We start from the raw sequence: 22,982 nt of genomic DNA, 5'->3' as shown, positions 1-22,982 counted from the left end.
CGGAATACCAGCAAGGCTGTGGGAAAAATCCACACTACTGACTGACCGGTTAGTAATCTAGGGTAAATCACTAGCGCTGTCAAGCGACAATCCGGCCATGCATCCAGGCCCTCCCCACAGCACGCCGCTGGCGCTGCAGCCGCCGTCCAGCCACTATGAAAACTTTCCGGTGGCCTCGGTCTTGTGCCCGCCACGCCTACGCCCGGCCATTGCCGCGATCTACTGGTTTGCGCGCACCGCTGACGACATCGCCGATGAAGGCGACGCCCGACCCGCCCAGCGCCTGAAAGACCTCTCCGCCATCCGCGACGACCTGTTGGCGGCGGCGGAAGGCCGGCCCGGCTCGGGGCGCTGGCCTCACGTATTTGACGCGCTGCAGCCGGTCATCGCCGAATTCGATCTGCCGGTGCCCTTGCTGGCCGACCTGCTCAGCGCCTTTGAACAGGACGTGGTCAAGCAGCGTTACGCCACCGAGGCCGAGTTGCTGGACTACTGCCGCCGCTCGGCCGATCCGGTCGGGCGCCTGCTGCTGCACCTGTACGGCGTGTACGATGCCGAATCGCTGGGCCAGAGCGACCACATCTGCAGCGCCCTGCAACTGATCAACTTCTGGCAAGACCTCAGCGTGGACATTCCGCGTGGCCGCATCTACCTACCGCGTGAGCTGTGGGCGGCGCATGGCGTGGACGAGGCGCAACTGATGGCGCACGTGATCAACCCGGCCACTACTAATTTGATAGCTGCATGCGCCCGTGCAGCAAGGGCCAGAATGCTAAAAGGCCTGGAGCTTCCGGCCAGCGTCTCGCGCCGGTTGGGCGGCTTTGACGGATGGCGCGCCGCGCTGGAGCTGCGCTGCGTGATTCAGGGCGGGCTGCGCATCCTCGACAAGATGGCAGCCATGGACCACCGCACGCTGGCGCGGCGGCCCAAGCTTACGGCCTGGGATGCGGTCGTGATTTTCTGGAAAGCCCTGCTGCCATGACTCGATCCGTGCCCATCCCTGCCGGCTGCGCGCTGGCCGCCAAACAACACGATGCCGACTTTGCCGACGCGTATGAAGCGCTGGTTCCGGCCTCACAACTGACCGCGACCGAAATTTACCGGGCCATCACCCGCCAGACGCCTGGCTGGATAGAGGGCCTGATGCGCGTGCGCAACCAGGTGGTTCGGCTTGTTGGATTGAAGAATCTGGGCACGATGGCTGTCCCGCCTGGCGAAGCGGTTCCCGGCAAACGCATGGGGCTTTTTGAAGTTGTCAGCAGCAGTCTGGATGAGCCAGGGCCTGTTCACACCGTGTATGCGAGATGCGTTGCGAGTCAAAAAGGTCATGCGCGAGGCGCAAAACGCAGCCGGGCTGGCGCCCGGCAAGGCTTTGCAACGCTGCGCATGGCCTTTTTGGCCGCAACCCGGAGGGAACGTGGTTAAAACAGCGCCACTTGTTGTTGCACTCCTAGCTCAGCCGCCCAGGCTGAGCGTCGTCGCGCGCCTAGATTGGCACTGTTTTAACCACGTTCGCACTTGCATACACGGTGTGAACAGGCCCTTGATGCAGGACGACGACAAACACCTGGTGGTTCAACTGTCGGTGTTGAAGCAAAGCCATGACGACGCCCATGACAAACTGACCCTGAGCACGGTGGTTCATATCCACAACACGCTGGGCCGGGTGTACATGGCTTTTGTCGGCCCGGCGCACAAGATCATTGCGCCTGCGGTGCTGCGCCGCGCACCCCAGGCCGTGGCAACAAGCCTGCGACAATCCCGCCCATGAGCCCTGAGGAATACGTCCAGCAAAAAGCCGCCGCGTCCGGCAGCAGTTTTTATTACGCCTTCCTGTTTTTGCCCAAGGAGCGCCGCGCCGCCATCACCGCCTTCTACGCCTTTTGCCGCGAGATCGACGATGTGGTCGATGAGGTGACCGACCCCGGCGTGGCCTACACCAAGCTGGCCTGGTGGCATGCCGAGGTGCTCAAGTCCTATGCCGGCGAGCCGACACACCCGGTGATGAAGGCGCTGATGCCGCTGGCGCCCAACTACCGCATCGAAGCGCGCCATTTGCAGGCGGTGATCGAGGGCTGCCAGATGGATCTGGCACAAAACCGCTACCTCGACTTTCCCAACCTCAGGACCTACTGCCACCTGGTAGCCGGCATCGTCGGCGAGGTCGCGGCGCGCATCTTCGGCCAGACAGACGACATCACCACGACCTATGCGCACAAGCTCGGCCTAGCCTTCCAGATGACCAACATCATCCGCGACGTCGGTGAAGACGCACTGCGCGGCCGTATCTACCTGCCGGTGAATGAATTGCAGCAGTTCGACGTGAAAGCGCACGAGATTTTGAAGCGCCAGTATTCGGAGCGCTTCACCGCGCTGATGAAATTCCAGACCGAGCGCGCGCTCGCCCTGTACGACGAGGCGCTGGCGCTGCTGCCCGAGACCGACCGCCGCGCCCAAAAACCCGGCCTGATGATGGCCAGCATCTACCGCACCCTGCTGCGCGAAATTGCGGCCGACAACTACCAGGTGTTGCACCAGCGCGTGAGCCTGACACCGCTGCGCAAGTTCTGGCTGGCGTGGAAGACCCAAGCCTTCGGCAAGGTTCAATGAGCCCCCACGTTCCGCATTTCTTCTTTCCGATCATCCTGAGCTTGTCGAAGGATGTGCCCCGAGGGTGTCCCGCATCTCCCCAGCCTGACTGTCATTCCGGCGAAGGCCGGAATCCACGAACCCGCTCCCCAGCGCGCGAGGCCGAGCAGCCTGGATTGCGGGTCAGGCCCGCAATGACAAGCCGGACGCTTGTCGCCGCGATATCACCATGAAGGTCGCCGTCATCGGCGCCGGCTGGGCCGGGTGCGCGGCGGCGGTCGAAGCCACGCGCCTGGGCCAGCAGGTCACGCTGATCGAAGCAGCCCGCATTGCCGGCGGTCGCGCGCGGCGTGTCGATGGCCAGTGGCCTGATGGCTCTGCACTGCCGCTGGACAACGGCCAGCACATCCTGATCGGCGCCTACAGCGAGACCTTGAAGCTGATGGGCGATCTGGGCCTGAAGACAACATCGTTGCTGCACCGCATGCCGCTGACGCTGCAATTTCCCGATGGCAGCGGTTTGCGCCTTCCTGCCTTGCCCACACCGCTGGACGCCTTCGCCGGCATCCTGCGCGCGCGCGGCTGGTCCTGGCTCGACAAGGTCTCGCTGCTGCTGGCCGCCACGCGCTGGCAGCTCGCCGGCTTCCGCTGCGCACCCGAACTGTCGGTTGCCGCTTTGTGCATCGCGCTGACACCCGCCGTTTTGACCACGCTGATTGAGCCGCTGTGTGTCGCCGCACTGAACACGCCCGCCGACCGCGCCAGCGGCCAGGTGTTTCTGCGCGTATTGCGTGATTCCCTGTTCTCCCAGTCCGGCGGCTCCAACCTGCTGCTGCCGCGCACCGACCTCAGCGCGCTGCTGCCCGACGCCGCACTGGCCTGGCTGGCGCAGCACGGCGCCGAGGTGCGGCTCGGTACGCGCGTGTTGGCCCTCGCCCCCGCAGACACCGGCTGGCAGGTCGATGGCGAAACATTTGAGCGCGTGATCCTGGCCTGCCCGCCGGGCGAAGCGGCGCGGCTCGTCCTGAACACGGGCCTGCCCTGCAAGGCCTGGGTGGACCAGACACAGGCGCTGCAGTTCGAGGCTATTACCACGGTTTATGTTTCATCACGCGGCAGCCGCCTTGCGCAGCCCATGCTTGCCTTGCGCGCGAGTGCGCCCGGGGGGGATGCGCCAGCCCAGTTTGTGTTTGACCGCGGCCAGCTCTGCGGCCCCGATGGCCTGCTGGCATTTGTGGTGAGCGCCAGCCAGGGCGACAGCGTCGCGCTGACGCAGCGTGTGCTGCTGCAGGCCCGCCAGCAGCTCGGCCTGACGCAGGCCGTCGCTGTGCAAACCATTGTGGAGAAACGCGCAACCTTCGCCTGCCTGCCCGGCCTGCTGCGGCCCGCCGCGCAACTGCTGCCGGGGCTGGTGGCCTGTGGTGACTATGTGGACGGCCCTTACCCGGCAACGCTGGAAGGTGCGGTGCGTTCCGGCCAGCAGGCCGCCCGATTTGCTATTAAATAGATAGCTACTTGCGCAATCCTGCTATGGGCTGACAGCCTTTTTCTCTTAAGGAACTGCTTAAATTCAGGTCTTGCCGCGGTTGCGCGCCATCACGCGCACCTGCAGTTGTGCAGGCCGCGTCAGGCAGCGCTCCAGCCATGCGGCCACGCGCGGGCAAGCGGCCATCGCGTCCGCGCGCTGGACCCAGGCCAGCACCGAAGCGACGCAGATGTCGGCCACGGTAAAGCGCTCTCCCGCGACGTAATCGCGGTTCTGCAAATGCTGTTCCAGCACCTGCAAGACCAGCGCGAGGCGTCGGTCGGCCTGTTGCGCCAGTTCCGGCTTGCGGCGTTCTTCCGGCATGGCGATGCGGTGCATCAGAAACGTCAGCGCATCTTTTTCACACTCGGTCACGGCCCAAAAGCTCCAGCGCAAAATGTCGGCGCGTTCGGCATGACTCTGTGCCGCCAGTGACAAACCGTTCGGCCCCTGAAAGCGTTCGGCCAGGTAAATCGTGCAGGCCATGGACTCCCACACCACAATCCCGTCGTCGGTTATCACCGGGATGTGGCCGTTGGGATTGAGCGCCAGAAACTCGGGTGTGCGCGTGCCGCCGCCTTCGTAAACCTGGGCGATGTGCTGGTAGTCCAGCCCCAGTTCCTGCGCCACCCACAGCGGGCGCGATGTACGCGAAGCCGCGATGCCGTAAATCTTCAGCGTCATATGTGCGCCTCCCCGGCCTTTAACAGGTCACACAACTCGGTGAGATTGGTCACGGTTTCATGCGGCGAGGCATCGTGCGCCCACAAATGGTCAGAGCGGTTGACCCAGGCGGTCTGCATGCCGACGTTGAGTGCGCCCAGCACGTCCAGCGTGGCATCGTCACCCACATGCAGCACGTTGTGCGCGGGCACATCGACAGCACCGGCCGCTGCGTGAAAGATCCGCGGGTCCGGCTTGCCCACGCCGAACTGCTGCGCGCTGATCGCGGCACGGAAATACTTGCCCAGCCCGATGCGCTGGATATCGGCATTGCCGTTGGTCAGCGCCACCACCGGGTAACGCGCCGACAGAAACCCCAGCGCCAGCAGCGCGTCGTCATACAGCGTGACCTCGTGCCGCGCCGCAAAAAAGACTTCAAAGGCATCCTCAGCCAAAAGCGGGTTTTCTTTGGAACGGTACAACGCCAGACGGATCGCCTCGCGCCGGATCGCGCTGAGGTTGTGCTTGAGTTCGGGCCGGGTGCGCACGATCTGCTCGCGAATGTCGTGCCTGGCGGTGGGGTTGGCGAACATCGCCGCCGTCATGGGCGCGTGGCGGCCCAGCCATTCGTCCAGTGCGGCCTCAGCCCGCTCTATCGCGGGCCACACGGGCCAGAGGGTGTCGTCAAGGTCAAGGGTTATGGCTTTAATAATTGTCAGGTCAAGCATAGGTAGGGGAGAATAACCCATGACTTTCACCCCCGAACCACCCTTTACCCACGGCCAACCCGCAAAAGCGGCATCTGCGACTGCCGTGTTGTATTGCAACCTCGGCACGCCCGATGCGCCGACGGCCGCGGCGCTGCGCCCTTACCTTGCACAGTTTCTCAGCGACCACCGCGTGATCGAGATTCCGAAAGCCGTCTGGTGGTTCATCCTGCACGGCATCATCCTGCGGGTGCGGCCCAAAAAATCGGCAGCGAAATACGCCAGCATCTGGACGGCGGAGGGCTCACCGCTCAAAGTGTGGACGGCAGCGCAAGCGGCTGCGCTGGACACCACGCTGGCTGCGCGTGGCCACCAGGTCGCGGTGCGTTACGCCATGCGTTACGGCAACCCGTCCATCGCCTCCCAGCTTGACGCGCTCAAGGCCGAAGGCGCGACGCGCATCCTGGTGCTGCCGGCCTATCCGCAATACAGCGGCACCAGCACGGCCAGCGTGTTCGACGCGGTATACAGCTGGGCCGCCAAAGTGCGGCGCATTCCCGAGCTGCGTTTTGTCAACAACTACCACGACCACCCAGGCTACATCGCCGCGCTGGCCGCGCGCGTGCGTGCGCACTGGGCCGCACACGGCCGGGCCGACAAGCTGGTCATGAGTTTTCACGGCGTGCCCGAACGCACGCTGCACCTGGGCGACCCTTACCACTGCGAATGCCACAAAACCGGGCGCTTGCTGGCCGAACAACTGGGCCTCACGAAGGAACAGTATGTCGTCACCTTCCAGTCACGCTTCGGAAAGGCCAAGTGGCTGGAGCCGTACACCGAGCCGACGCTGGTGGCACTGGCACAGTCCGGTACCCACAGCGTCGATGTGATGTGCCCCGGCTTCACCGGCGACTGCCTGGAAACGCTGGAAGAAATCAGCATGGAAGCGCGTGAAGCGTTCATACATGCCGGCGGAAAAAGTTTCAGCTACATCGCCTGCCTCAACAACAGCCCCGAATGGCTGGAAGCGTTGGGCGACATCGCCGGGCAGCATTTGTCGGGATGGCCAACGCAGGCTGCGCCCGATGCGCAAGCACTGGCCGCGTCACGCGCGGCGGCACTGGCGCTGGGGGCCAGGCAATAGTCTGCTCCGTTTTTAATAGCTGCTTGTGCTTGCTGGACGTGGGTTGGAGGCCTGTTTCATGATGACCCGGTGCATCAGTTTGAGCCCACTCAACGACGGTGTCTGGCGCGTGAAACACAGCCAGCATGGCCATGTCGGCAACCTCAAGCGCATCGGCAGTGTGTGGAAATTCAAGGCGGTGGGTTACGGCCCGGGCGGTGAAGTGATTCCCGGCGGCGGCCCGCTGACCGACTTTCACAACACGCCGTTTTCCGCGCCCGACGAAGCACTGGTCAATGCCGCATTCGGTTCGCCATAAAAATCCTGTCCAATAGCGCCATGGAACCCAGCAGCAGCAGCAGTAACTCCAACACGACAGATCAGCGCCTGACCGAGCTCGAGATCAAAGCATCCTTCACCGAAGACCTGCTCGACAAACTCGACAACGTCATCGTGCGCCAGCAACAACAAATCGACGCCCTGATCCGCGAGATCGCTGACTTGAAGCAGCAGGCGCCGGTGGATGGGGGTGTGGGTCAGGTGCGCAGTTTGCGGGATGATTTGCCGCCGCATTTTTGAGGTGCGTCTCCTTCGTTTGAAGGATGTGCGATCTGCTAGCCCGGCCTAGAATTCTGCGGTGTTTGACGGCTTTTTATTGACCTGCCAGGAAGGCTCGATGTTCAAGAAACTGTTTCGTGACAAGCACTTGAGCCAAAATTTGGTGTCTGAGTTACACCGTAGCAGGTTGCGGTACACATTAAGTTTGAGCGCATTGGAAGCACACTTGTATATTCACCAGAGGAGGGGTCATGATTCAACCAGCCGCGTACAAAAACTGTAGTGAGTTCTACGAAGTCGTGAAGACAGTGGAATTCGTTATGCCATACGGCGGTGGGGACACGCAGTTTCGAATTGAGGCACTGCACGATCAGCAGTCTGGCCGATTCAGCACTAGGGTCTCTTATCACGAGCACTTCCATCTGCAGCCTTCGTATCCCGTGGTCAGTGGGAAGTTCACTACGAAGCCTGGTGACTTTCAAGTTTGGGTACCGCTCCCGAACGCCGCGTGGACCGATCGCAACACAGCGGACGAAGCAATCACGCAGGCGTTGGGCTTTCTGGGCGCCCACTAACTTAGATGCGCTCTAACTTACCCGTCAACACGGACGCTCACGGGCGTCAGTTCCCTTCGGTCGCACCATTCCGTGTGCGCCGGTTACGTTCACGTTAGGTGTCGCTGTACCTACCCAATGCCTCAAATCATCGAACTGCCCAGCGCCGACGCTCGAGTCCACCTCCTGAAGGGCAGTAGCTACTTCAATGGTGACTTCCCAAGGTACATAAGCTTCGAGCCGGTTCTGCAGGCTGTAGCCGCAGTATTGAACGGTGGTGACTACCACGGCTTCAAGAGTGCAAAGCCGTACGAACTTCCCAACGTCAACTACAGCTTCACGGCCAACAAGGACGGACGCCTTGCCTGGCGCCCGCTTGAACTCATCCATCCGGCCCTGTACGTCTCTCTCGTCAACGCTCTCACCACCGAGGCCAACTGGGCCACTGTGCAGCACCGAATGGAGTCATTCAAGGGCGGCGTGGTTGAATGCTGTAGCTCGCCAGTAGTCTCCAGTGATCACCAGACTGACGTCGCAGCCCAAATACTGAGTTGGTGGCAAGCAGTTGAACAAAAGTCCTTAGCCTACTCGCTTGAATACACGTATCTTCTGCATACCGACGTCACCGATTGCTATGGCGCGCTCTACACGCACAGTATCCCCTGGGCTCTGCACGGGCTACCCGCTGCGAAAGATGGAAAGAAGGACGCGTCCTTGCTGGGCAACGTCGTGGACTCCCACATTCAGGCAGGTCGATACGGCCAGACAAACGGAATACCACAGGGGTCCGTGCTAATGGACTTCGTGGCTGAAATCGTTCTCGGCTACGTTGACTCAATGATTAGCGATGCACTTGGGAATCCAGCTGATGTGCGGATTCTTCGCTACCGTGATGACTACAGAATCTTCTCGAACAATCAGGAGCGCGGCGAAGAAGTACTGAAGACCGTAAGCGACAAGTTGCGGTCCGTCGGGATGCGGCTTGGCGTCTCGAAGACAATCGGCTGCAGCAATGTTGTCGAGGGCTCCGTTAAGCCAGACAAACTCGCCGGGATCGAACTACAGGATCTTGGTAGCGCCAACGCCAAAACAATTCAAAAGCAACTGCTTCGCCTTCACGCGTTTGGCCGACGCTATCCAAATAGCGGCGCTCTCAAGCGGCTTGTCAGCGAGTTTCACTCGAGCATCGCAAAGCAGACCGACTGCCCCGACGACTTAGACGTGCAGGTAGCTATCGCCACGGACATCGCCTACACATCCCCATCGACTATCCCAGCTGTTGCCGGAATACTGAGCTACCTCATCTCTCTGGCGCCAATCGGCGAGAAATCGGGCCTTTGGTCAAGGGTACGCGGCAAAATGGCTCGCGTGCCCTACAACGGATACCTAGAAGTCTGGATGCAACGGGTCATCAAGCCGAAGTCTCTTGGTATAGCGTTCGAGAGTGAGGAACCAATCTGCCGAATTGTGAACGGCGAGTCACCCGCCATTTGGGACTGCACCTGGATCTCAAGCACCGCGCTGAAGAGTGCCATTGACGTAACCAAGCTAGTGATTTCGGATCCGATTGAGGTGCTTGAAGTAGTTCAGCCCGAGGAGGTTGAACTCTTTAAACAGAATGCCTTCTCTTACTAGCTTCGGCGCGATGACGTCGAACCCCTCGCTCAACCGGGCCCGCTACGGCAAGCATCGTGAGCCTGGTCCAAGGCACATGGTGCATCATCTCGTACCAGGCTCACGGTGCTTGCCTCCGCAGGCCGGTTTAACTCGAACGTTAGGCGTCAACAAGCACATGCTACGCCGCTCTCGGAAGCCGAGAAGACTGCAGCCAAGCCCCCAAAATCTCAGCCACTTGATGAAGTCCGATGAATGAAGCCGAACTCAAGGCAGGACTCCCAGCTACGCCGCAATACCGCTACGCGGCTCGCCTCGGCGATCGTCTGTTTGTGGCTGGCCAGATGCCTCTCGACTCCCATGGCCACTTGGTGGGCCCCGAAGACCCGAGCGCACAAGCCTTGCAGTGTCTGCGCAACTTAGAGCGGCTCCTCGCGGTGCACGAATTTCAAGTCACGGACATTCGACAATTGGTCGTGTACGTGGTCGGGGATCAAGCAAGTCTCTCTGCGGCATGGTCAGCGGTCGCAGATTGGTTTGGTGGCCAAGTTCCGCCTGCTACCTTGCTCGGTGTCGCCGGACTGGGCTACGTGGGGCAACTCGTAGAGATTGACACCACAATAGTCAAGGCGTGAGGTCATCGCACCACATGACGCCTAACCCTTCATGTCAAATGTCAGGCCACACAAATACGACACCCACCTCATGCGAATCGAAATTGACGACCTCTCCCGCCCTGCCATCCAGGATCTCCTGAGCGAGCATCTGGCGAACATGTACGAGTTGAGCCCGCCAGAGCAGGTGTTCGCCCTGGATCTGTCAAAGTTGAAGTCGCCAGACATCACCTTCTGGACCGTCTGGGACAAGGACCTGTTGCTCGGCTGTGGTGCGCTGAAGGAGTTGACTTCAACGCGTGGAGAAATAAAGTCCATGCGCACGCCGGCAAAACTTCGCGGCCGCGGTGCTGGGCGGGCGGTCCTCCATCAAATCATCGAGACTGCCAGACAACGCCGGTATAGCCTGATCAGCCTTGAAACTGGCACACATCCCGCGTTCCTGCCTGCACAGCAGTTGTACAGAAGTGCAGGCTTCCAGGAGTCAGGCCCCTTCGCTAACTACAAAGAGGACCCGCACAGCCTGTTCATGGAACTTCGGCTGCCCGAAAGTGCGGGCTGACCCATCGTTTGAGCTTTGCCCGAAAAAACATGCCCCTCACCTGGACCGACCAGTTAGCCGACATCGACTGGAGCGAACTCTCCGCGCTGTATGCGGCCGCGCCCCTCGGCAACAAAAGCCCGGAGAACCTGCAAACCGTCTTCACCAACAGCATGTTCCGCTGCTTCGCGAGCGAGAACGGCAAACTCGTCGGTGTGGGCCGCGTGCTGGCGGATGGCGTGGACTGCGCTTATATCTGCGACATTGCCGTGCTGCCCAGCCACCAGGGCACTGGCCTCGGCAAAGAGATCGTCAGCCATCTGGTGGACCTGTCGCGCGGTCACCGCAAGATCATTCTTTATGCGGTCCCCGGCAAGGAAGGTTTTTACCGCAAGCTGGCCTTCAGGCGCATGACAACGGCCATGGCCATCTTCGATGACCAGGCTGGCGCCATGGCGCGTGGTTATATCAACGAGACGTGAGGTATGGATTGCGGGTCAGGCCCGCAATGACAAGCCTGGCCCAACCTGCAACCTTTGCATCAAATCAGCCTCCCGCCCCCGTCCAGCGTGCGCAGACAGCTATTAATTCAGTAGCAATTTTCCCTGCCATGGCTCAATGCCGCGGGGCCAGTGGGTGCTCAAAAAAGAAGCGCAGCATTTCGCGCGTGGCATCGGGTCCGCGGGCATCGGTGTAAGAGCCGCTGGCATCACCGCCCGACCAGGCGTGGCCGGCGCCCTCTACCCGCCAGTGTTCGGCCAGCGACTTTCCCTCGCCATCGAGGTGGGTGCTGCGGGTGTAGCGCCGCCCGTTCGGCGACATGCCCTGCTCCACCTGTGGACCGCGCGCAGCATCGCCCAGCGCGGCCGCCAGCACCTGCTCGCCGTTGCGCGGGTGCACGGTCCGGTCTGCGTCGCCGTGAAAAACGATGGTGGGGACCGGCACCGGTGGCGGCGCTTTCATTCGGACTGCCGCGCCGAAACGTCCGCCAGACTGCAGGGACGGGCCCGCCGCGCCGCTGTTCATCAGCGCCAGGGCTTCCGGCAGATTGCTGGCGGCGCCGCTCGGCAGTCCCGAATGCACACCGGCCGCTGCAAACATCTCCGGGTAGGCGCCTGCCACGACCGCAGCCATCGCGCCGCCGGCCGACAGGCCAGCGATGTAAACGCGGCGCGGGTCGATACCGTAGTCCTTCATCACGGCCTGCGTCATGCCGGCGATCAGGGCCGGCTCGCCGCTGCCGCGTTGCTGGTGGTTGTGCTTGAACCAGTTCCAGCAGCGCTGCGGGTTGGCGTCCTGCGACTGCTCGGGATACAGCACAAAAAAGCCTTGCGTACTTGCCGGCGCGTTCATGCCGGTGCCCGCGGCGAAGTCGTCGGGGTTCTGGGTGCAGCCGTGCAACATAACCACCAGTGGCAGTTGCCGGCCGGCGCGGCCGGGCGGAACAAACAGCTTGTAGCGGCGCGTGCGCGATGCCTCGGTGAAGGTGCCGCTGATGAACTGGCCCTGCGCTGCCGGGCCGCGCGAAGGCGCCGGCTCCGGGACGGGCGCTGCCTTCGCCGCGGCGGCGGAGGGCTGTTCATCAACCTCAAACACACAGCCGTCCAGGATCAGCGGATCCGCCTCTGATTCGGCTGGGGTGGCGGCGCCCGCGCGAGCGCCAGGGCGAGGACGTGCCGCCGGCACCGCGCCTCCCAGCGCGCGCTGTATCGCTTCGGTGGCTTCAGCCAGGCGGCCGCTTTGTGTCAGGCGTGTGGCTTCACGCATCAGGTCCTGCAGGACGTTGTTCATGCAAACTTTCTTGAAAGGGGAAGGAGGGAAATCAAAGCTGGCGGCTGGCCAGTGCGGCCTTGACCGCCGGGCTGGCATGCAAGGCGCCCAGCACCTCCATCGAGGCGATGGTGGCCAGCGCCAGCTCGGGCGTGACGTCATCGGCAATCGTGGCCAGGCCCAGCACGCGAATCTGCAAGGTCTGGTTGGCAGCCTGCACAGCGCGCAGGTCGGCTGCACTGAAATGCTGCAGGCCCAGCACGAGCATCTTGCGGGCCACCACCTGCTTGACCGCGTCCGAATGCGTGCTCAGCTGGTTGCGAATGGCGGTGCGGATGAAATCGGTGCGGTTGCCGTAAAAGCCCTCCGTGACCAGCAGGTCGATCTGGCCAAGGTCCACAAAACCGAGGTTGATGGTGATCTTTTCAGCGTCCGCAGCCTTGGATCGGGCGAGTACCGCGGTCGTGTTATTTTTCATGAAACCATCCTACCACCATCCATATGGATGGTAATCGGAGGGTTATTGCCATCGCAGGATTAACGTTTAGACCCGAATCAAGGCATCAAATCGGGCCCCAGCCCATTACCAGCAAGCGCAAGCAGCTATCTATTCAGTAGCAACTCCGGCCCGGCTGGCCGCTTTGATAAACCCCGATACCCGCTCCAGTTGATCTGGCACATTAAGCGCTGGCGCATGGCCGCAGCCTTCGATTTCCACCACTTGCGTCAAACCCTGTGCTCCGGGGCCGCGTGTCAGCATCTCGGCCGTGGTCTCGCGCAGCACCAGGTCAGAGTCGGCGCCGCGCAGGCACAACACCGGGATAGTCAGCGCGTCGTAGTGGTCCCAGATCAGGTAGTCGTCGGGATGGTGCGTGAACTGCTGCACCATGGCCGGGTCGTAATGCGGCGTCACCTGGCCATTGGGCAGGCGGCGTGTTGACGTCTCCGTCAGCCGCCGCCACTGTGCGTCGCTGAGCCAGCCATAGGGTTTGTAGACCTGGCGCAAGAAGGCCTCCAGCTCGCGCATGGTGTCAAAGGCCGGCGGGTTACCGGCGTAGGAGCGTATGCGTTCTATCGCTGCATCGGCAATCTTGGGCGCGGTGTCGTTGAGCACCAGACTCTGGATGCGCGGTTTCAGGCTGGGCTCGAACAAGCCCGACGCGCACACCATGCCGATGGCACCGCCCATGGAGGTGCCGACCCAGTGCGCACGCTTTATGTTCAACTGGTCAAACAGCTCGGCGGCGATGCGCGCGTAAAACGAGAGCTGGTACTCATTGGCCGGGTCCGGGCTCCACTGGCTCAGACCACGGCCAATCGTGTCGGGGCAGATCACGCGGTAACGCGTGCTCAGGTGCGCGGCCAGTTCGTCCATGTCGCGCCCGGTGCGCGCCAGCCCATGCCAGGCGATCACGGTGGCGCTGTGCTGCGAGCCCCATTCGGTGTAATGGATTTCGCGGCCGGCGCAGTTCATGTAGTGCGACGTGAAGGACATGGACAGGACTCTCTGTAATCTGCTGTTATGAGACTTGCGGCGGTGTTACTTCAGCAGCTTGCCGGTGCTGCCGATCACCGTGACCTCGACATAACGCGAGCCGATGCGGTTGCTGGGCGAGAAGTTGACGACCACGCCGCCGGTGTCGTAGCTGGTCATGCCTTCCAGGGCCTTGACCACCTTGGCGCGCGTCGGATTCGGGCCGGCGCGGCGTAAGGCTTCGACCAGCACCTTGGCACCGACAAATTCCTCAAAGCTGGTGTAGTTGACGAGTTCCTTGGGCGCGTACTTCTTGAGCAGCGCCTGGTACTCGCGCACCACCGGTGTGTTGGGCATGAAGGGGTAAGGCACCACCTGGCTGATGCCCAGGCCGTGGGCGTTTTTCAGGCCGGCCAGCTTGACCAGTTCGGCCGGGTCCACCACCGAGATGTTGTAGAGCTGCGCGCCGCCGCCGCTCTCGCGGTACAGCTTGACAAAAGCCGCCGTGGACTTGTTGACCGAAATCATGATGATGGCCTGTGCGTCCGAGGCCTTGATCTTCTTGACGGCCTCTTCCACCTTGTCGGTGTTGCGCTCGTAACCGGCGGCCACGGCCAGTTTCAGGTTGCGCTTGGTCAGGGCGTTCTCGACACCGAGCAGCCCCGCCTTGCCAAAACCGTCGTCCTGATACATCACCGCAATGCGGCTCATGCCCAGGGTGGTGACCTGCTGCACCATGTGTTCGGCCTCGTCGGCGTAACCGGCACGCACATGGAAGATCCACGGATTAAACGGGTTGCGCAGCGATTCGCCACCGGTATAGGGTGCCACCAGCGCCGCGCCACCCACATCCAGCACGCCGTCGGTCAGCAACTGGGTGACATTGGCGGTGCCGGCAAAACCGAACAGCGCCACCACCTCGGGTTTGGCCAGCATCTCGCGCGTCAGGCGCACGGTCTCGGCCACCTTGTAGCCGTCGTCTACCACCTCGTGGCGGATTTTTGCGCCGTGGATGCCGCCCTGGGCATTAATGTGCTCAAAGTAAATTTTCCCGCCGACCACCATCTGGTGGCCGGTGCTGGCCAGCACGCCAGAAAGCGGCGCCACCTGACCGATCACGAGGTCGGCCGCCAACACCAGACCGCCGGCTGCGCTCAAAGCCAGCGCCGCCAGTCCGGCCACCGTCTGTCGACCCCAATGTCCGAAAGTGTTCTTCATCATGGTTTGTCTCCTGCTTGTTGTTGCCTGGATTCAGGCTTTTTACCTGCTACCTACCTGCTTACGACCGACTTGCCAACCTGTTCAGATGTGCGGCGCGCAGCTTGCCCACCACCCCGGTGGGAAAGTAATAAACCGACAACACAAACAGCAGGCCCAGCCAGAGCAGCCAGCGGTCAGGGGAAAGCAGGGCCGCCAACCAGGGCAGACCAGAGGCCGCCTCGCTGCCCAGGCGCAGCAGATCCTGCAGGTAGCTTTGCGCCACCAGAAACAGCACCGCACCAATGGCGGCGCCGTAAATCGTGCCCATGCCACCGATCACAACGATCAGCAGCACGTCGATCATGATTTCAAACGACAGCGAGGTGTCGGGCCCGTTGTAGCGCAGCCAGAGCGCGAGCATGGCGCCGGCCAGGGTGGCAAACAGTGCCGACAAAACGCTGGACGTAGTGCGGTAGACCACCACGCGGTAACCGATGGCCTCGGCGCGAAACTCGTTTTCGCGGATGGCCTGCAGCACGCGGCCAAACGGTGAATTGACGATGCGAAGAAGGCTCAGCAGCAGCACCAGGGTGACCACAAACAGCAGGTAGTAGCAAAGCAGACGCCCGTCGATGGACACACCGAGGAAAGGCTGCTCGAAAAACTCCATGCTGGGCGACAGCAGTTCAGGCACCTTGAAGCTCAGGCCGTCTTCACCGCCGGTGATCTCCGACAACTGCGACGCCAGGGTCTGGAAGGCCGAGGCCACCGCCAGCGTGATCATGGCAAAAAAGATGGCCTTGACCCGCAGCGAAAACAAGCCCACCAGCAGCGACAGCACAAAGGACAAGGCCAGCGACGACACCAGCCCGACGGCAAGAGCCTCCCAAGTCGGACCCAGGCGGGTTGTCGCCACCGCGATGCCATAGGCACCAATGCCAAAAAACATGGTGTGCGCAAAACTGACGATGCCGGTGTAGCCCAGCAGCAAGTCAAAGCTGGCGACCAGCACAATAAAAATCAGCACCTTGGCCGCGACGTTGAGCGCCTTCACGCCAGGAAAAATAAACGGCGCAAAGGCCAGCGCCAGCAACAGGCCTACCAGAATGACGGCCAGCACGCGGCTGCGCGGAAAGTCGCCGGAAAGAACGCGGGTCAGCATGATGAGATCCAGAAAGTCGGTCGCAGCGCAGGGCCGCCCCAAGCAAGGCCAGCCCCCTCGGGGGGCAGCGAGTTACACGAAGTGAAGAGCGTGGGGGCCATATTTGTCTTCAGCGGTTGGTCACGGGGTAAATGCCCTGGGGCCGCCACAGCAGCACCGCGGCCATCAGCGCGATGTTGGAAAACAGCGCCACCTTGGGCGCCAGAAAGCCGGTGTAATTGGCCATCAGGCCCACCAGCAGCGCGCCTATCAGCGCACCGCCGGTGGAGCCCAGGCCACCGATGATGATGACGATGAATATCAGCACATTGACCTGGGCACCCATCTGCGGCGTCACGCCCTGCTGGTACAAGCCCCACATCACGCCGCCCAGTCCGGCCAGCGCGCTGCCGACCACAAACACGCCGATAAACAGGCGTTTGATGCGGTAGCCGAGGGACTCCACCATTTCGCGGTCCTGCACGCCGGCACGAATCAGCAGGCCAATCTTGGTGCGTGCCAGGGTCCAGGCCAGCAGGGCAAATACAGCCAGGCCCACCACCACGGCTATCAGGCGGTATTTTTCAATCGCTGCGTCGCCGACCAGCAGCGAGCCACGCATGCCTTCGGGCAGCGGCAGCGCAATCTGGGCCGGGCCCCAAATCACCTTGATCAGCTCCTCGCCGATGATCATGCCGCCCATGGTGATCAGAATCTGCTTCAAATGCTGGCCATACACCGGCCGCACGATGAAACGCTCAAATGCCAGGCCGACAGCGCCCGCCACCAGCATGGCAATTAACATGGCCGGCAACACCGCCACCAGGTTGCGCCACAGTTCCTGCGAGCCGGTCCAGTCGCTCATGGCGCCGAGCACGCTGGTGGCCACAAACGCACCGAGTGCGATAAAAACGCCGTGGCCGAAATTGAGCACGTCCATCAGTCCGAACACCAGCGTCAGGCCCGAGGCAATGATGAAGATGATCATGCCCATGGCCAGGCCCGCCACCGTCAGCGTGAGCCAGGTGGAACTGGAGCCGATAAACGGAAAAACCAGCACGGCCAGCAGCGGGACCAGCGCCAGCGGCTTCCAGTCAAAGTCAAGAGTCATAGTGCCCCCACGCTTGTCATTTCATGTACTACGCTGCCCCCCGAGGGGGCCTTCGCGCCTAGGAGCGGTCCGTCGTCGCGAATTCTCATAGTGCCAGTCCCAAAAGAGATTGCTGAAGCGCCGCGTCTTCCGCCAGTTCTTTCATGGACCCGGCATGCACGACGCGGCCGTTGTCCATCACGGCGACGGTGTCGCCCAGGCGTTTGGCAAAGTTGATGTTTTGCTCGACCAGCAGGATGGTGACCCCGCTGGCCTTGAGCTGGGCAAACGCGTCAATCATGTTGTTGATGATGGCGGGCGCCAGGCCCTTGCTGGGCTCGTCGACGATCAGCAGTTCGCGCGGCTCGACTATCGCGCGGGCCACGGCCAGCATCTGTTTTTGCCCGCCCGAGAGTTTGCCGGCCGGGTGGTTCCAGAATTTCTCTACCGCAGGAAACAGCGAGAAGATCCACTTGAGGCGTGCCGCGTCCATCTGGCTCGCACGGCTGGCACTGCGCGCGGCCAGCAGCATGTTTTCCTTGACGGTGAGGTCAGAGAAGATGCCCATGCTTTCAGGCACATAAGCAATATTGAGTTCGGCGATTTGCGGCGTGTTGAGCCGGGTGATGTCGCGACCAGCAAAACTGACTTTGCCCTGCGAGGCTTGCCACAGGCCCATGATGGTGCGCAGCGTGGTGGTCTTGCCGGCGCCGTTGCGGCCCAGCAGCATGGTGAGCTGCCCCTTCGGTATGGCCAGGTCCACGCCATGCAGGATGTGGTACGCGCCGATGTGGGTGTGCACACCTTCGAGGGTTAGTAGATTCGCGCTCATGCGGTCTCCCCTGCCGGCACCGGCGCCACACCCAGGTAAGCCTCCTGGACCACCGGCGAGGCAATCACCTCAGCCGGTTCGCCGTCGGCCACCAGCGCGCCGTTGTGCAGCACGATGATGCGGTCCGCCAGTTCACGCACCACGTCCATCTTGTGCTCCACCAGCAAAATCGTTTTGGTCTTGTCCCGCTTCAGCTGGCGAATCAGGTTCAGAATCACCGGCGCCTCCTCGGTGCTCATGCCGGCCGTCGGTTCGTCAAACATGAAGACCTTGGACTCCAGCGCCATCAGCAGCGCGACTTCGAGCTTGCGCTGGTCACCATGTGGCAGGCTGGCGACCGGCATGCCGGCCTTGTCGTTCATGGCCACCGCTTCAAGAATTTCTTCAGCCCTTTGCACCAGCGCCTTGTGGTCGCTCCAGATGCTCCAGAGATTCAGCCCATGGCGGTGCGCACCCTGCCTGGTCGCCTGCACCGCCAGCCGCACGTTCTCCAGCACCGTCAGATTCGGAAACAGGTTGGTGAGCTGAAAGGCCCGGCCCAGGCCGGCGCGTGTGCGCGCAGAAGCACTCATGCCGGACAAGCTTTGGCCATAAAGCGTGACCGTGCCGCTGCTGGCCTTGAGCTGACCCGAGATCAAATTGAAATAGGTCGTTTTGCCCGCGCCATTGGGGCCAACAATGGCCGTCAGCGTGCCCGGTGCAAAAGTACACGAGACGGCATTGACCGCCACATGCCCGCCGAAGCGGACCGTGAGTTCGTTTGTTTGAAGCATGTTTTCTTTCCCCTTGATGGGGGGAGCGGCGTAGCGAGAGGGCAGGAGGTTAGGGGGACTCCCCTGACTGTCATCCCGGACCTGATCCGGGATCCATGTCAGCACACCGCAGATGCACGGTCAGCGCGGCATGGATTGCGGGTCAGGCCCGCAATGACAATGCCAAGAATCAGCGTTTGTTGCGGATCGGGATGTTCATCTCTTCCGCCTTGATCTCACGCACCAGTTCAGGCACGCCCCAGGCAAACGCCGGGTCTACCTTGATCTTGAAGTGGTACATGCTCTGCATGGCCTGATGGTCTTCCTTGCGGAAAGTCATCTTGCCCTTGGGCGTGTCAAAACTCATGCCTTCCATGGCGGTAATGAGCTTGTTGGTGTTGGTGTCGCCATTGGTCTTCTTGAGTGCGGTCACTACGGCCATCGCAGCAGAGAAACCACCGGCGGTGAAGAAGTCAGGCGGTGCCTTGAACTGCTTGTAGTGCTCGGCAACCATCGCCTCGTTCACTGGATTTTTAGGGATGCCGAAGTAGTAATACAGGGCGCCTTCCATCTCGGGGAACTGCTTGTAAGCCACCATCGCGGGCAGGATGTTGCCGCCAGTGGCCAGCTCGATGCCATAGCGTTTTTTCAGGTCCAGGTCGGCGATCTTGCCGAAGGGTGTGGGCGCACCGGACCATCCCACCGAGATGTACTTGCGGCCCGGCTGGTCCTTGAGCTTGTCGATGATGCGCTGCAGGCCGGCGGTGAAGTCGGTGGTGCCGACGGGAAGGTATTCCTCATGCACCACCTTGGCCTTCTTGGTGAAGTCCTTGGCCGCCTTCACGCCATCACGGCCAAAAGCGTTGTCGTTGGCCAGAAAAGCAATCACGTTGCCCGGCTGGTCCAGCGCGGCCGCGTTGGCGGCGGCATCCTGTGAGCTGTTGCGGCCAGTGCGGAAGATGTACTTGTTCCATTTGTCGCCGGTGATCGAATCGGCCACAGCCGGCTCGACCAGCAGGATCTTCTTGTATTCCTCGGCGACCGGCAGCATGGCCAGCGCAACCGGCGAGGCTGTCGGGCCGACCGCGATGTCTACCTTGTCGTCGGCATAGGCTGCGGCCAGCAGGCTCTTGCCCACATCGGGCTTGCCCTGGTCGTCCTTTTCAATCACGACCAGTTTCTTGCCGGCGACCATCATGGTGCCGCCGGTGGCGTAGCTCAGGCCCATATTGAAGCCAACAATGGTCTGCTTGGCGTAAGCCTCCAGCGGGCCGGTCTTGCTGGCGATCAACGCAATCTTGACTTCCTTGGACTGGCTCTGGGCCAGCGGCGAAACAAGGGCTGTGGCGAGTGCGGCAAGTGCAATAAGGGAACGGCGGTGCATGGATGTCTCCTGTTGTGGGTTATGCACCAGGATTGCACAGGTCGTGCCAGCTTCAAGCCATTGATTTATATGGATATTTTTTTTATATTTTTTAAGTTGCCTTATATAAATACAATAATTTTGTATTTATTTCAGACAAATGCATTATTTTCGATCAGGGTTATCCAGACGTTCGTACAGCTTGGCGCGCGAGATTCCGAGCAGCCGGGAAGCCGCAAGTTTGTTGCCACCCGTGGCCTCCATGGCGGCGGCAATCGCCCGCCGCTCGACCTGCGCAATCTGTTCGGCCAGCGGCCGCAAGGGGTCGCTGGCCGACAAATCCGCGCCTTCCTCTGCGGCGGGCGCGGGTGCGATACGTTCGATGCCGGCTTCTTTCAGCACCTGCTCGAACTGCGCGCGTTCGATGTTGGCCGAGTCGCTGCGCATGGCGGCCTGCTCCAGCACATTGCGCAATTCGCGAATGTTGCCGCGCCAGGTCTGCGCCGACAACAAGGCCAGCGCATCGGCCGACAGTTCGGGCTGGCGGTCGCCGCTGCGCGAGGCCATTTCCTCGCCCAGCACTTCCAGCAGCGCGGGAATGTCAGAGCGCCGCTCGCGCAACGGCGGCACCCGCACCGGCAACACGTTGAGGCGGTAAAACAGGTCTTCGCGAAACTTGCCTTCGCGCACCAGCACCGCCAGGTCGCGCGAGGTGGCGGCAATCAGCCGCGCGTCAAACGGAATCAGCTTGTTCGAGCCCAGCGGCTCGATCTCGCCCTCCTGCAAGGCGCGCAGCAGTTTGGCCTGCAGCGCCTGCGGCATGTCGCCGATCTCGTCGAGAAACAGCGTGCCGCCATCGGCCAGCTTGAACTTGCCGTCGCGGCCCTTGCGGTCGGCGCCGGTATAGGCGCCGGGCGCCACACCAAAAAATTCGGCCTCCAGCAGCGTGTCGGGCACGGCCGCGATGTTGACGCTGATAAACGGCCCGCGCGCCCGGCTCGACGCCGCATGGATGGCATGCGCCAGCAGTTCCTTGCCGGTGCCTGTTTCGCCCAGCAGCAGCACCGGACTCGATGTTTGCGCCGCGCGCCGCGCCTGGCGCTTGACCTCGACCGCGGCCGGGCTGGTGCCGATGAAACTGGCAAACGTGTGTTTGGACTGGCGCTGCCCGCCGGTGTGCTGCAGTCGCTGGCTGGCCAGCTCTCGGCGCGCATCGTCGAGGTCGCGGTGCAGCAGCGCAAACTTGCTGATCAACGGCTGCAGCGTGGTCTCCGGGTGGTCGAACAGCACGATGCCGATGGCGCCAATGATGTCGTCGCCGCTTTCGTCGCGCAGCGGGATGCGGCTTACAACAAAGGTGCCGGCGCGATTGGTCAGCAGGTCAATCAGAAAAGCTTCGCCGGTTTCCAGCACGCGCCGCATCTGCGTGTTGGGGATGACCTCTTCCACCATGTGGCCGACAAACTGGTCCACCGACGAAAAGCCCAGCGCCGGCAAAAATCGCTTGTAGCCCTCGTTGACCCAGACGATGCGGCCGGTGCGGTCCACCAGGAACATGCCCTGGCTGATGCTGGAAAAAAGGTGGAACATGGAGCGTGCCGCCAGCTCCAGAATGCTCTGGGCATCGCGCGGCAGGCCATGCGTTGTGGTGTCAAGCGTCTCCATGCGTCGATGGTAACGCCGCCGAGCCAAGCACCGGGTCAACTAGAACCCCGCCCCACGTTTTTCACTCTGCGGTCAACACGAGGCTAACAACAATATTCGGCTATCGATAGTCAGCGAAGAATCCTGCCAATGTCTGCTTTGGGCGTCCAACTGGACCATCACGATTCCGTTTTGAATGACTGCAAAGCGGCAGGAGCGGCCGGTCATTTCCGAGCTTTTAGCGACAGCTATGGACCAGAAGCGGTCATTCGCGCAAGTTGAGCCGTGTAAAAAAGTCTTCCTTGCCGGAACGTTCTGGCCGTTTGAAAGATTTACGGCGCGCTGCCGGAGGCGCAATCTGGTCGACGGCCGGTGGAGCCCTTCATAATCAAGGCCTGTCTCCCGCTTGTCTGAGATGCCTACCTTTGGTTATGGATAAATTATTGCTGCAACAGCAGGTGCTGAAACGGCTCGCAGAAGACCTGCTGCAAGCCGAACAGGCAGCGCGGGCGGCCCATGAAACGGCGACCCACGAAGAAAACATCGCCGAAAACAAATACGACACATTGGGACTCGAAGCCGCCTACCTGGCCACCGGCCAAGTTCGGCGTGCCGAAGCCATCCGCAAAGCGCTGGCCAACTGGCGCCAATTCCGCCCGCGTCCCTACGACGTCAGAAAAGGTATACAGCTCGGCGCGCTGGTCTGCATGGTCGATTCCGACGACAAGCAGCAACACCTCTTTCTCGGCCCGGATGGGGGCAGCATGAAGTTGGTCAGCGGCACTCAGCTCGTTCAGGTCATCAGCAGCGAAGCCCCTTTGGGCAGGGCCATGCTGGGCAAATGCGAGGGTGATGAGGTGTCGATCCAGGTCACTCTAATCCGACAGCAGTTTGAGGTGCTACGGGTTTATTAAACCGTGAAGGACTCCTGTGTCTCGACAGCGGCTGTGGGCCAGGAGCCGACACACAGGACTATCGGTCGAATGACCGCTCCTCGCCGCATAGCCGACAGCCAAATTTCCAGATAGCGGTCATTCAACTCATCTGATTTGGTGTTTTGCCCTCGCGCTAAGCCGCACCAGAGTGCCGAGCACGGAGAGCATCCGCGAGCGGCGTTTGTGGGCGTCAGCTTCACCAACCGGTTAGGCTGGGGTAAGAAGCTGAATCGCCCCGGGTTTCGTGGAGGCCCGTTGGGTTAAGTCAAACCGATATGACGGCCTGACTGGCT

The 22,982-nt window shown here is 61.7% G+C and carries 25 protein-coding genes; 13 read left to right on the top strand and 12 right to left on the bottom strand.

What is annotated here, in order from left to right:
* Positions 1-97 precede the first annotated feature (97 nt).
* The 5 genes from hpnC to hpnE all read left to right on the top strand — a co-directional run bounded on the left by hpnC (position 98) and on the right by hpnE (position 4,096).
* Positions 98-982, top strand: coding sequence for a squalene synthase HpnC (gene hpnC / locus IEX16_RS10995; RefSeq protein ID WP_188708536.1), 885 nt, complete (start codon positions 98-100; stop codon positions 980-982).
* Positions 983-990: 8 nt separating this feature from the next.
* Positions 991-1,425, top strand: coding sequence for a DUF2867 domain-containing protein (locus IEX16_RS20005; RefSeq protein WP_229676308.1), 435 nt, complete (start codon positions 991-993; stop codon positions 1,423-1,425).
* A gap of 106 nt (positions 1,426-1,531) precedes the next feature.
* The gene (locus IEX16_RS20000) at positions 1,532-1,771 is read left to right on the top strand and encodes a DUF2867 domain-containing protein (RefSeq protein WP_229676307.1); all 240 of its coding nucleotides are present in this window, start codon (positions 1,532-1,534) and stop codon (positions 1,769-1,771) included.
* Complete coding sequence (hpnD, locus tag IEX16_RS10985; RefSeq protein ID WP_188708534.1) at positions 1,768-2,610, top strand: presqualene diphosphate synthase HpnD; 843 nt, start codon at positions 1,768-1,770, stop codon at positions 2,608-2,610. Before IEX16_RS20000 ends, hpnD begins: the two co-directional genes overlap by 4 nt.
* A 208-nt stretch (positions 2,611-2,818) precedes the next feature.
* Positions 2,819-4,096 carry a hydroxysqualene dehydroxylase HpnE gene (gene hpnE / locus IEX16_RS10980; protein ID WP_188708533.1) on the top strand — a complete coding sequence of 426 codons (1,278 nt, stop codon included), beginning with the start codon at positions 2,819-2,821 and terminating at the stop codon, positions 4,094-4,096.
* Positions 4,097-4,159: 63 nt separating this feature from the next.
* Here the strand turns inward: hpnE and IEX16_RS10975 are convergent, their stop codons facing one another.
* The gene (locus tag IEX16_RS10975) at positions 4,160-4,798 is read right to left on the bottom strand and encodes a glutathione S-transferase family protein (RefSeq protein WP_188708532.1); all 639 of its coding nucleotides are present in this window, start codon (positions 4,796-4,798) and stop codon (positions 4,160-4,162) included.
* The gene (locus tag IEX16_RS10970; RefSeq protein WP_188708531.1) at positions 4,795-5,505 is read right to left on the bottom strand and encodes an HAD family hydrolase; all 711 of its coding nucleotides are present in this window, start codon (positions 5,503-5,505) and stop codon (positions 4,795-4,797) included. Before IEX16_RS10970 ends, IEX16_RS10975 begins: the two co-directional genes overlap by 4 nt.
* Positions 5,506-5,524: 19 nt before the next feature.
* On the opposite strand from IEX16_RS10970, the gene hemH reads away from it, so the two are divergent.
* The 7 genes from hemH (at position 5,525) to IEX16_RS10935 (ending at position 10,970) form a co-directional block, all read left to right on the top strand.
* Positions 5,525-6,628, top strand: a complete 1,104-nt coding sequence (gene hemH / locus IEX16_RS10965) for a ferrochelatase (protein ID WP_188708530.1) — start codon at positions 5,525-5,527, stop codon at positions 6,626-6,628.
* A gap of 79 nt (positions 6,629-6,707) precedes the next feature.
* Positions 6,708-6,926: a hypothetical protein gene (locus tag IEX16_RS10960; RefSeq protein ID WP_229676306.1), complete on the top strand. Its 219-nt coding sequence runs from the start codon at positions 6,708-6,710 to the stop codon at positions 6,924-6,926.
* 20 nt (positions 6,927-6,946) lie between these two features.
* Complete coding sequence (locus IEX16_RS10955) at positions 6,947-7,186, top strand: SlyX family protein (RefSeq protein WP_188708529.1); 240 nt, start codon at positions 6,947-6,949, stop codon at positions 7,184-7,186.
* A gap of 671 nt (positions 7,187-7,857) precedes the next feature.
* Entirely contained in the window at positions 7,858-9,354 is a 1,497-nt protein-coding gene (locus IEX16_RS10950) for an RNA-directed DNA polymerase (protein ID WP_188708528.1), read from the top strand.
* 230 nt (positions 9,355-9,584) lie between these two features.
* Positions 9,585-9,968, top strand: a complete 384-nt coding sequence (locus tag IEX16_RS10945) for a RidA family protein (RefSeq protein ID WP_188708527.1) — start codon at positions 9,585-9,587, stop codon at positions 9,966-9,968.
* 70 nt (positions 9,969-10,038) lie between these two features.
* Positions 10,039-10,509, top strand: a complete 471-nt coding sequence (locus IEX16_RS10940) for a GNAT family N-acetyltransferase (protein ID WP_188708526.1) — start codon at positions 10,039-10,041, stop codon at positions 10,507-10,509.
* Positions 10,510-10,538: 29 nt separating this feature from the next.
* Entirely contained in the window at positions 10,539-10,970 is a 432-nt protein-coding gene (locus IEX16_RS10935; protein WP_188708525.1) for a GNAT family N-acetyltransferase, read from the top strand.
* 133 nt (positions 10,971-11,103) lie between these two features.
* On the opposite strand, the gene IEX16_RS10930 is transcribed toward IEX16_RS10935, so the two are convergent.
* From IEX16_RS10930 to IEX16_RS10885, 10 genes are all read right to left on the bottom strand, one after another.
* Positions 11,104-12,279, bottom strand: a complete 1,176-nt coding sequence (locus IEX16_RS10930; RefSeq protein WP_188708524.1) for an extracellular catalytic domain type 1 short-chain-length polyhydroxyalkanoate depolymerase — start codon at positions 12,277-12,279, stop codon at positions 11,104-11,106.
* 31 nt (positions 12,280-12,310) lie between these two features.
* Entirely contained in the window at positions 12,311-12,736 is a 426-nt protein-coding gene (locus IEX16_RS10925) for a ribbon-helix-helix domain-containing protein (RefSeq protein ID WP_188708523.1), read from the bottom strand.
* Positions 12,737-12,865: 129 nt separating this feature from the next.
* Entirely contained in the window at positions 12,866-13,753 is an 888-nt protein-coding gene (locus IEX16_RS10920; RefSeq protein WP_188708522.1) for an alpha/beta fold hydrolase, read from the bottom strand.
* A 45-nt stretch (positions 13,754-13,798) separates the two neighbouring features.
* A complete protein-coding gene (locus IEX16_RS10915; protein WP_229676305.1) occupies positions 13,799-14,953 on the bottom strand; it encodes an ABC transporter substrate-binding protein in 1,155 nt (384 codons plus the stop codon).
* Between the two features lie 58 nt (positions 14,954-15,011).
* Positions 15,012-16,094 carry a branched-chain amino acid ABC transporter permease gene (locus IEX16_RS10910; RefSeq protein ID WP_188708521.1) on the bottom strand — a complete coding sequence of 361 codons (1,083 nt, stop codon included), beginning with the start codon at positions 16,092-16,094 and terminating at the stop codon, positions 15,012-15,014.
* A 109-nt stretch (positions 16,095-16,203) separates the two neighbouring features.
* Positions 16,204-17,184 carry a branched-chain amino acid ABC transporter permease gene (locus IEX16_RS10905; RefSeq protein ID WP_188708520.1) on the bottom strand — a complete coding sequence of 327 codons (981 nt, stop codon included), beginning with the start codon at positions 17,182-17,184 and terminating at the stop codon, positions 16,204-16,206.
* Between the two features lie 85 nt (positions 17,185-17,269).
* Entirely contained in the window at positions 17,270-17,995 is a 726-nt protein-coding gene (locus IEX16_RS10900; protein ID WP_188708519.1) for an ABC transporter ATP-binding protein, read from the bottom strand.
* A complete protein-coding gene (locus tag IEX16_RS10895) occupies positions 17,992-18,768 on the bottom strand; it encodes an ABC transporter ATP-binding protein (RefSeq protein WP_188708518.1) in 777 nt (258 codons plus the stop codon). The genes IEX16_RS10900 and IEX16_RS10895 overlap by 4 nt, the downstream gene beginning before the upstream one ends.
* Before the next feature lie 169 nt (positions 18,769-18,937).
* The gene (locus IEX16_RS10890; protein ID WP_188708517.1) at positions 18,938-20,131 is read right to left on the bottom strand and encodes a substrate-binding domain-containing protein; all 1,194 of its coding nucleotides are present in this window, start codon (positions 20,129-20,131) and stop codon (positions 18,938-18,940) included.
* Between the two features lie 144 nt (positions 20,132-20,275).
* Positions 20,276-21,775 (bottom strand): sigma-54 interaction domain-containing protein, encoded by a 1,500-nt coding sequence (locus tag IEX16_RS10885; RefSeq protein WP_188708516.1) that lies wholly within the window; start codon positions 21,773-21,775, stop codon positions 20,276-20,278.
* A 410-nt stretch (positions 21,776-22,185) separates the two neighbouring features.
* Here IEX16_RS10885 and IEX16_RS10880 point away from each other — a divergent pair, with 410 nt between their 5' ends.
* Positions 22,186-22,668: a GreA/GreB family elongation factor gene (locus IEX16_RS10880; RefSeq protein WP_188708697.1), complete on the top strand. Its 483-nt coding sequence runs from the start codon at positions 22,186-22,188 to the stop codon at positions 22,666-22,668.
* Positions 22,669-22,982 lie beyond the last annotated feature (314 nt).

The sequence above is a fragment of the Polaromonas eurypsychrophila genome (assembly GCF_014641715.1).
Classification (GTDB): domain Bacteria; phylum Pseudomonadota; class Gammaproteobacteria; order Burkholderiales; family Burkholderiaceae_C; genus Polaromonas; species Polaromonas eurypsychrophila.
Note: the sequence above shows the minus strand (reverse complement) of the source record. Positions and strands in the feature narration are given on the sequence as shown.

What these genes read in the sequence shown, in the direction of transcription:
- hpnC (WP_188708536.1), top strand. Translation starts at nt 98, where the DNA reads ATGCATCCAGGCCCTCCCCACAGCACGCCGCTGGCGCTGCAGCCGCCG.
- hpnD (WP_188708534.1), top strand. Translation starts at nt 1,768, where the DNA reads ATGAGCCCTGAGGAATACGTCCAGCAAAAAGCCGCCGCGTCCGGCAGC.
- hpnE (WP_188708533.1), top strand. Translation starts at nt 2,819, where the DNA reads ATGAAGGTCGCCGTCATCGGCGCCGGCTGGGCCGGGTGCGCGGCGGCG.
- IEX16_RS10975 (WP_188708532.1), bottom strand. Translation starts at nt 4,798, where the DNA reads ATGACGCTGAAGATTTACGGCATCGCGGCTTCGCGTACATCGCGCCCG.
- IEX16_RS10970 (WP_188708531.1), bottom strand. Translation starts at nt 5,505, where the DNA reads ATGCTTGACCTGACAATTATTAAAGCCATAACCCTTGACCTTGACGAC.
- hemH (WP_188708530.1), top strand. Translation starts at nt 5,525, where the DNA reads ATGACTTTCACCCCCGAACCACCCTTTACCCACGGCCAACCCGCAAAA.
- IEX16_RS10955 (WP_188708529.1), top strand. Translation starts at nt 6,947, where the DNA reads ATGGAACCCAGCAGCAGCAGCAGTAACTCCAACACGACAGATCAGCGC.
- IEX16_RS10950 (WP_188708528.1), top strand. Translation starts at nt 7,858, where the DNA reads ATGCCTCAAATCATCGAACTGCCCAGCGCCGACGCTCGAGTCCACCTC.
- IEX16_RS10945 (WP_188708527.1), top strand. Translation starts at nt 9,585, where the DNA reads ATGAATGAAGCCGAACTCAAGGCAGGACTCCCAGCTACGCCGCAATAC.
- IEX16_RS10940 (WP_188708526.1), top strand. Translation starts at nt 10,039, where the DNA reads ATGCGAATCGAAATTGACGACCTCTCCCGCCCTGCCATCCAGGATCTC.
- IEX16_RS10935 (WP_188708525.1), top strand. Translation starts at nt 10,539, where the DNA reads ATGCCCCTCACCTGGACCGACCAGTTAGCCGACATCGACTGGAGCGAA.
- IEX16_RS10930 (WP_188708524.1), bottom strand. Translation starts at nt 12,279, where the DNA reads ATGAACAACGTCCTGCAGGACCTGATGCGTGAAGCCACACGCCTGACA.
- IEX16_RS10925 (WP_188708523.1), bottom strand. Translation starts at nt 12,736, where the DNA reads ATGAAAAATAACACGACCGCGGTACTCGCCCGATCCAAGGCTGCGGAC.
- IEX16_RS10920 (WP_188708522.1), bottom strand. Translation starts at nt 13,753, where the DNA reads ATGTCCTTCACGTCGCACTACATGAACTGCGCCGGCCGCGAAATCCAT.
- IEX16_RS10915 (WP_229676305.1), bottom strand. Translation starts at nt 14,953, where the DNA reads ATGATGAAGAACACTTTCGGACATTGGGGTCGACAGACGGTGGCCGGA.
- IEX16_RS10910 (WP_188708521.1), bottom strand. Translation starts at nt 16,094, where the DNA reads ATGCTGACCCGCGTTCTTTCCGGCGACTTTCCGCGCAGCCGCGTGCTG.
- IEX16_RS10905 (WP_188708520.1), bottom strand. Translation starts at nt 17,184, where the DNA reads ATGACTCTTGACTTTGACTGGAAGCCGCTGGCGCTGGTCCCGCTGCTG.
- IEX16_RS10900 (WP_188708519.1), bottom strand. Translation starts at nt 17,995, where the DNA reads ATGAGCGCGAATCTACTAACCCTCGAAGGTGTGCACACCCACATCGGC.
- IEX16_RS10895 (WP_188708518.1), bottom strand. Translation starts at nt 18,768, where the DNA reads ATGCTTCAAACAAACGAACTCACGGTCCGCTTCGGCGGGCATGTGGCG.
- IEX16_RS10890 (WP_188708517.1), bottom strand. Translation starts at nt 20,131, where the DNA reads ATGCACCGCCGTTCCCTTATTGCACTTGCCGCACTCGCCACAGCCCTT.
- IEX16_RS10885 (WP_188708516.1), bottom strand. Translation starts at nt 21,775, where the DNA reads ATGGAGACGCTTGACACCACAACGCATGGCCTGCCGCGCGATGCCCAG.
- IEX16_RS10880 (WP_188708697.1), top strand. Translation starts at nt 22,186, where the DNA reads ATGGATAAATTATTGCTGCAACAGCAGGTGCTGAAACGGCTCGCAGAA.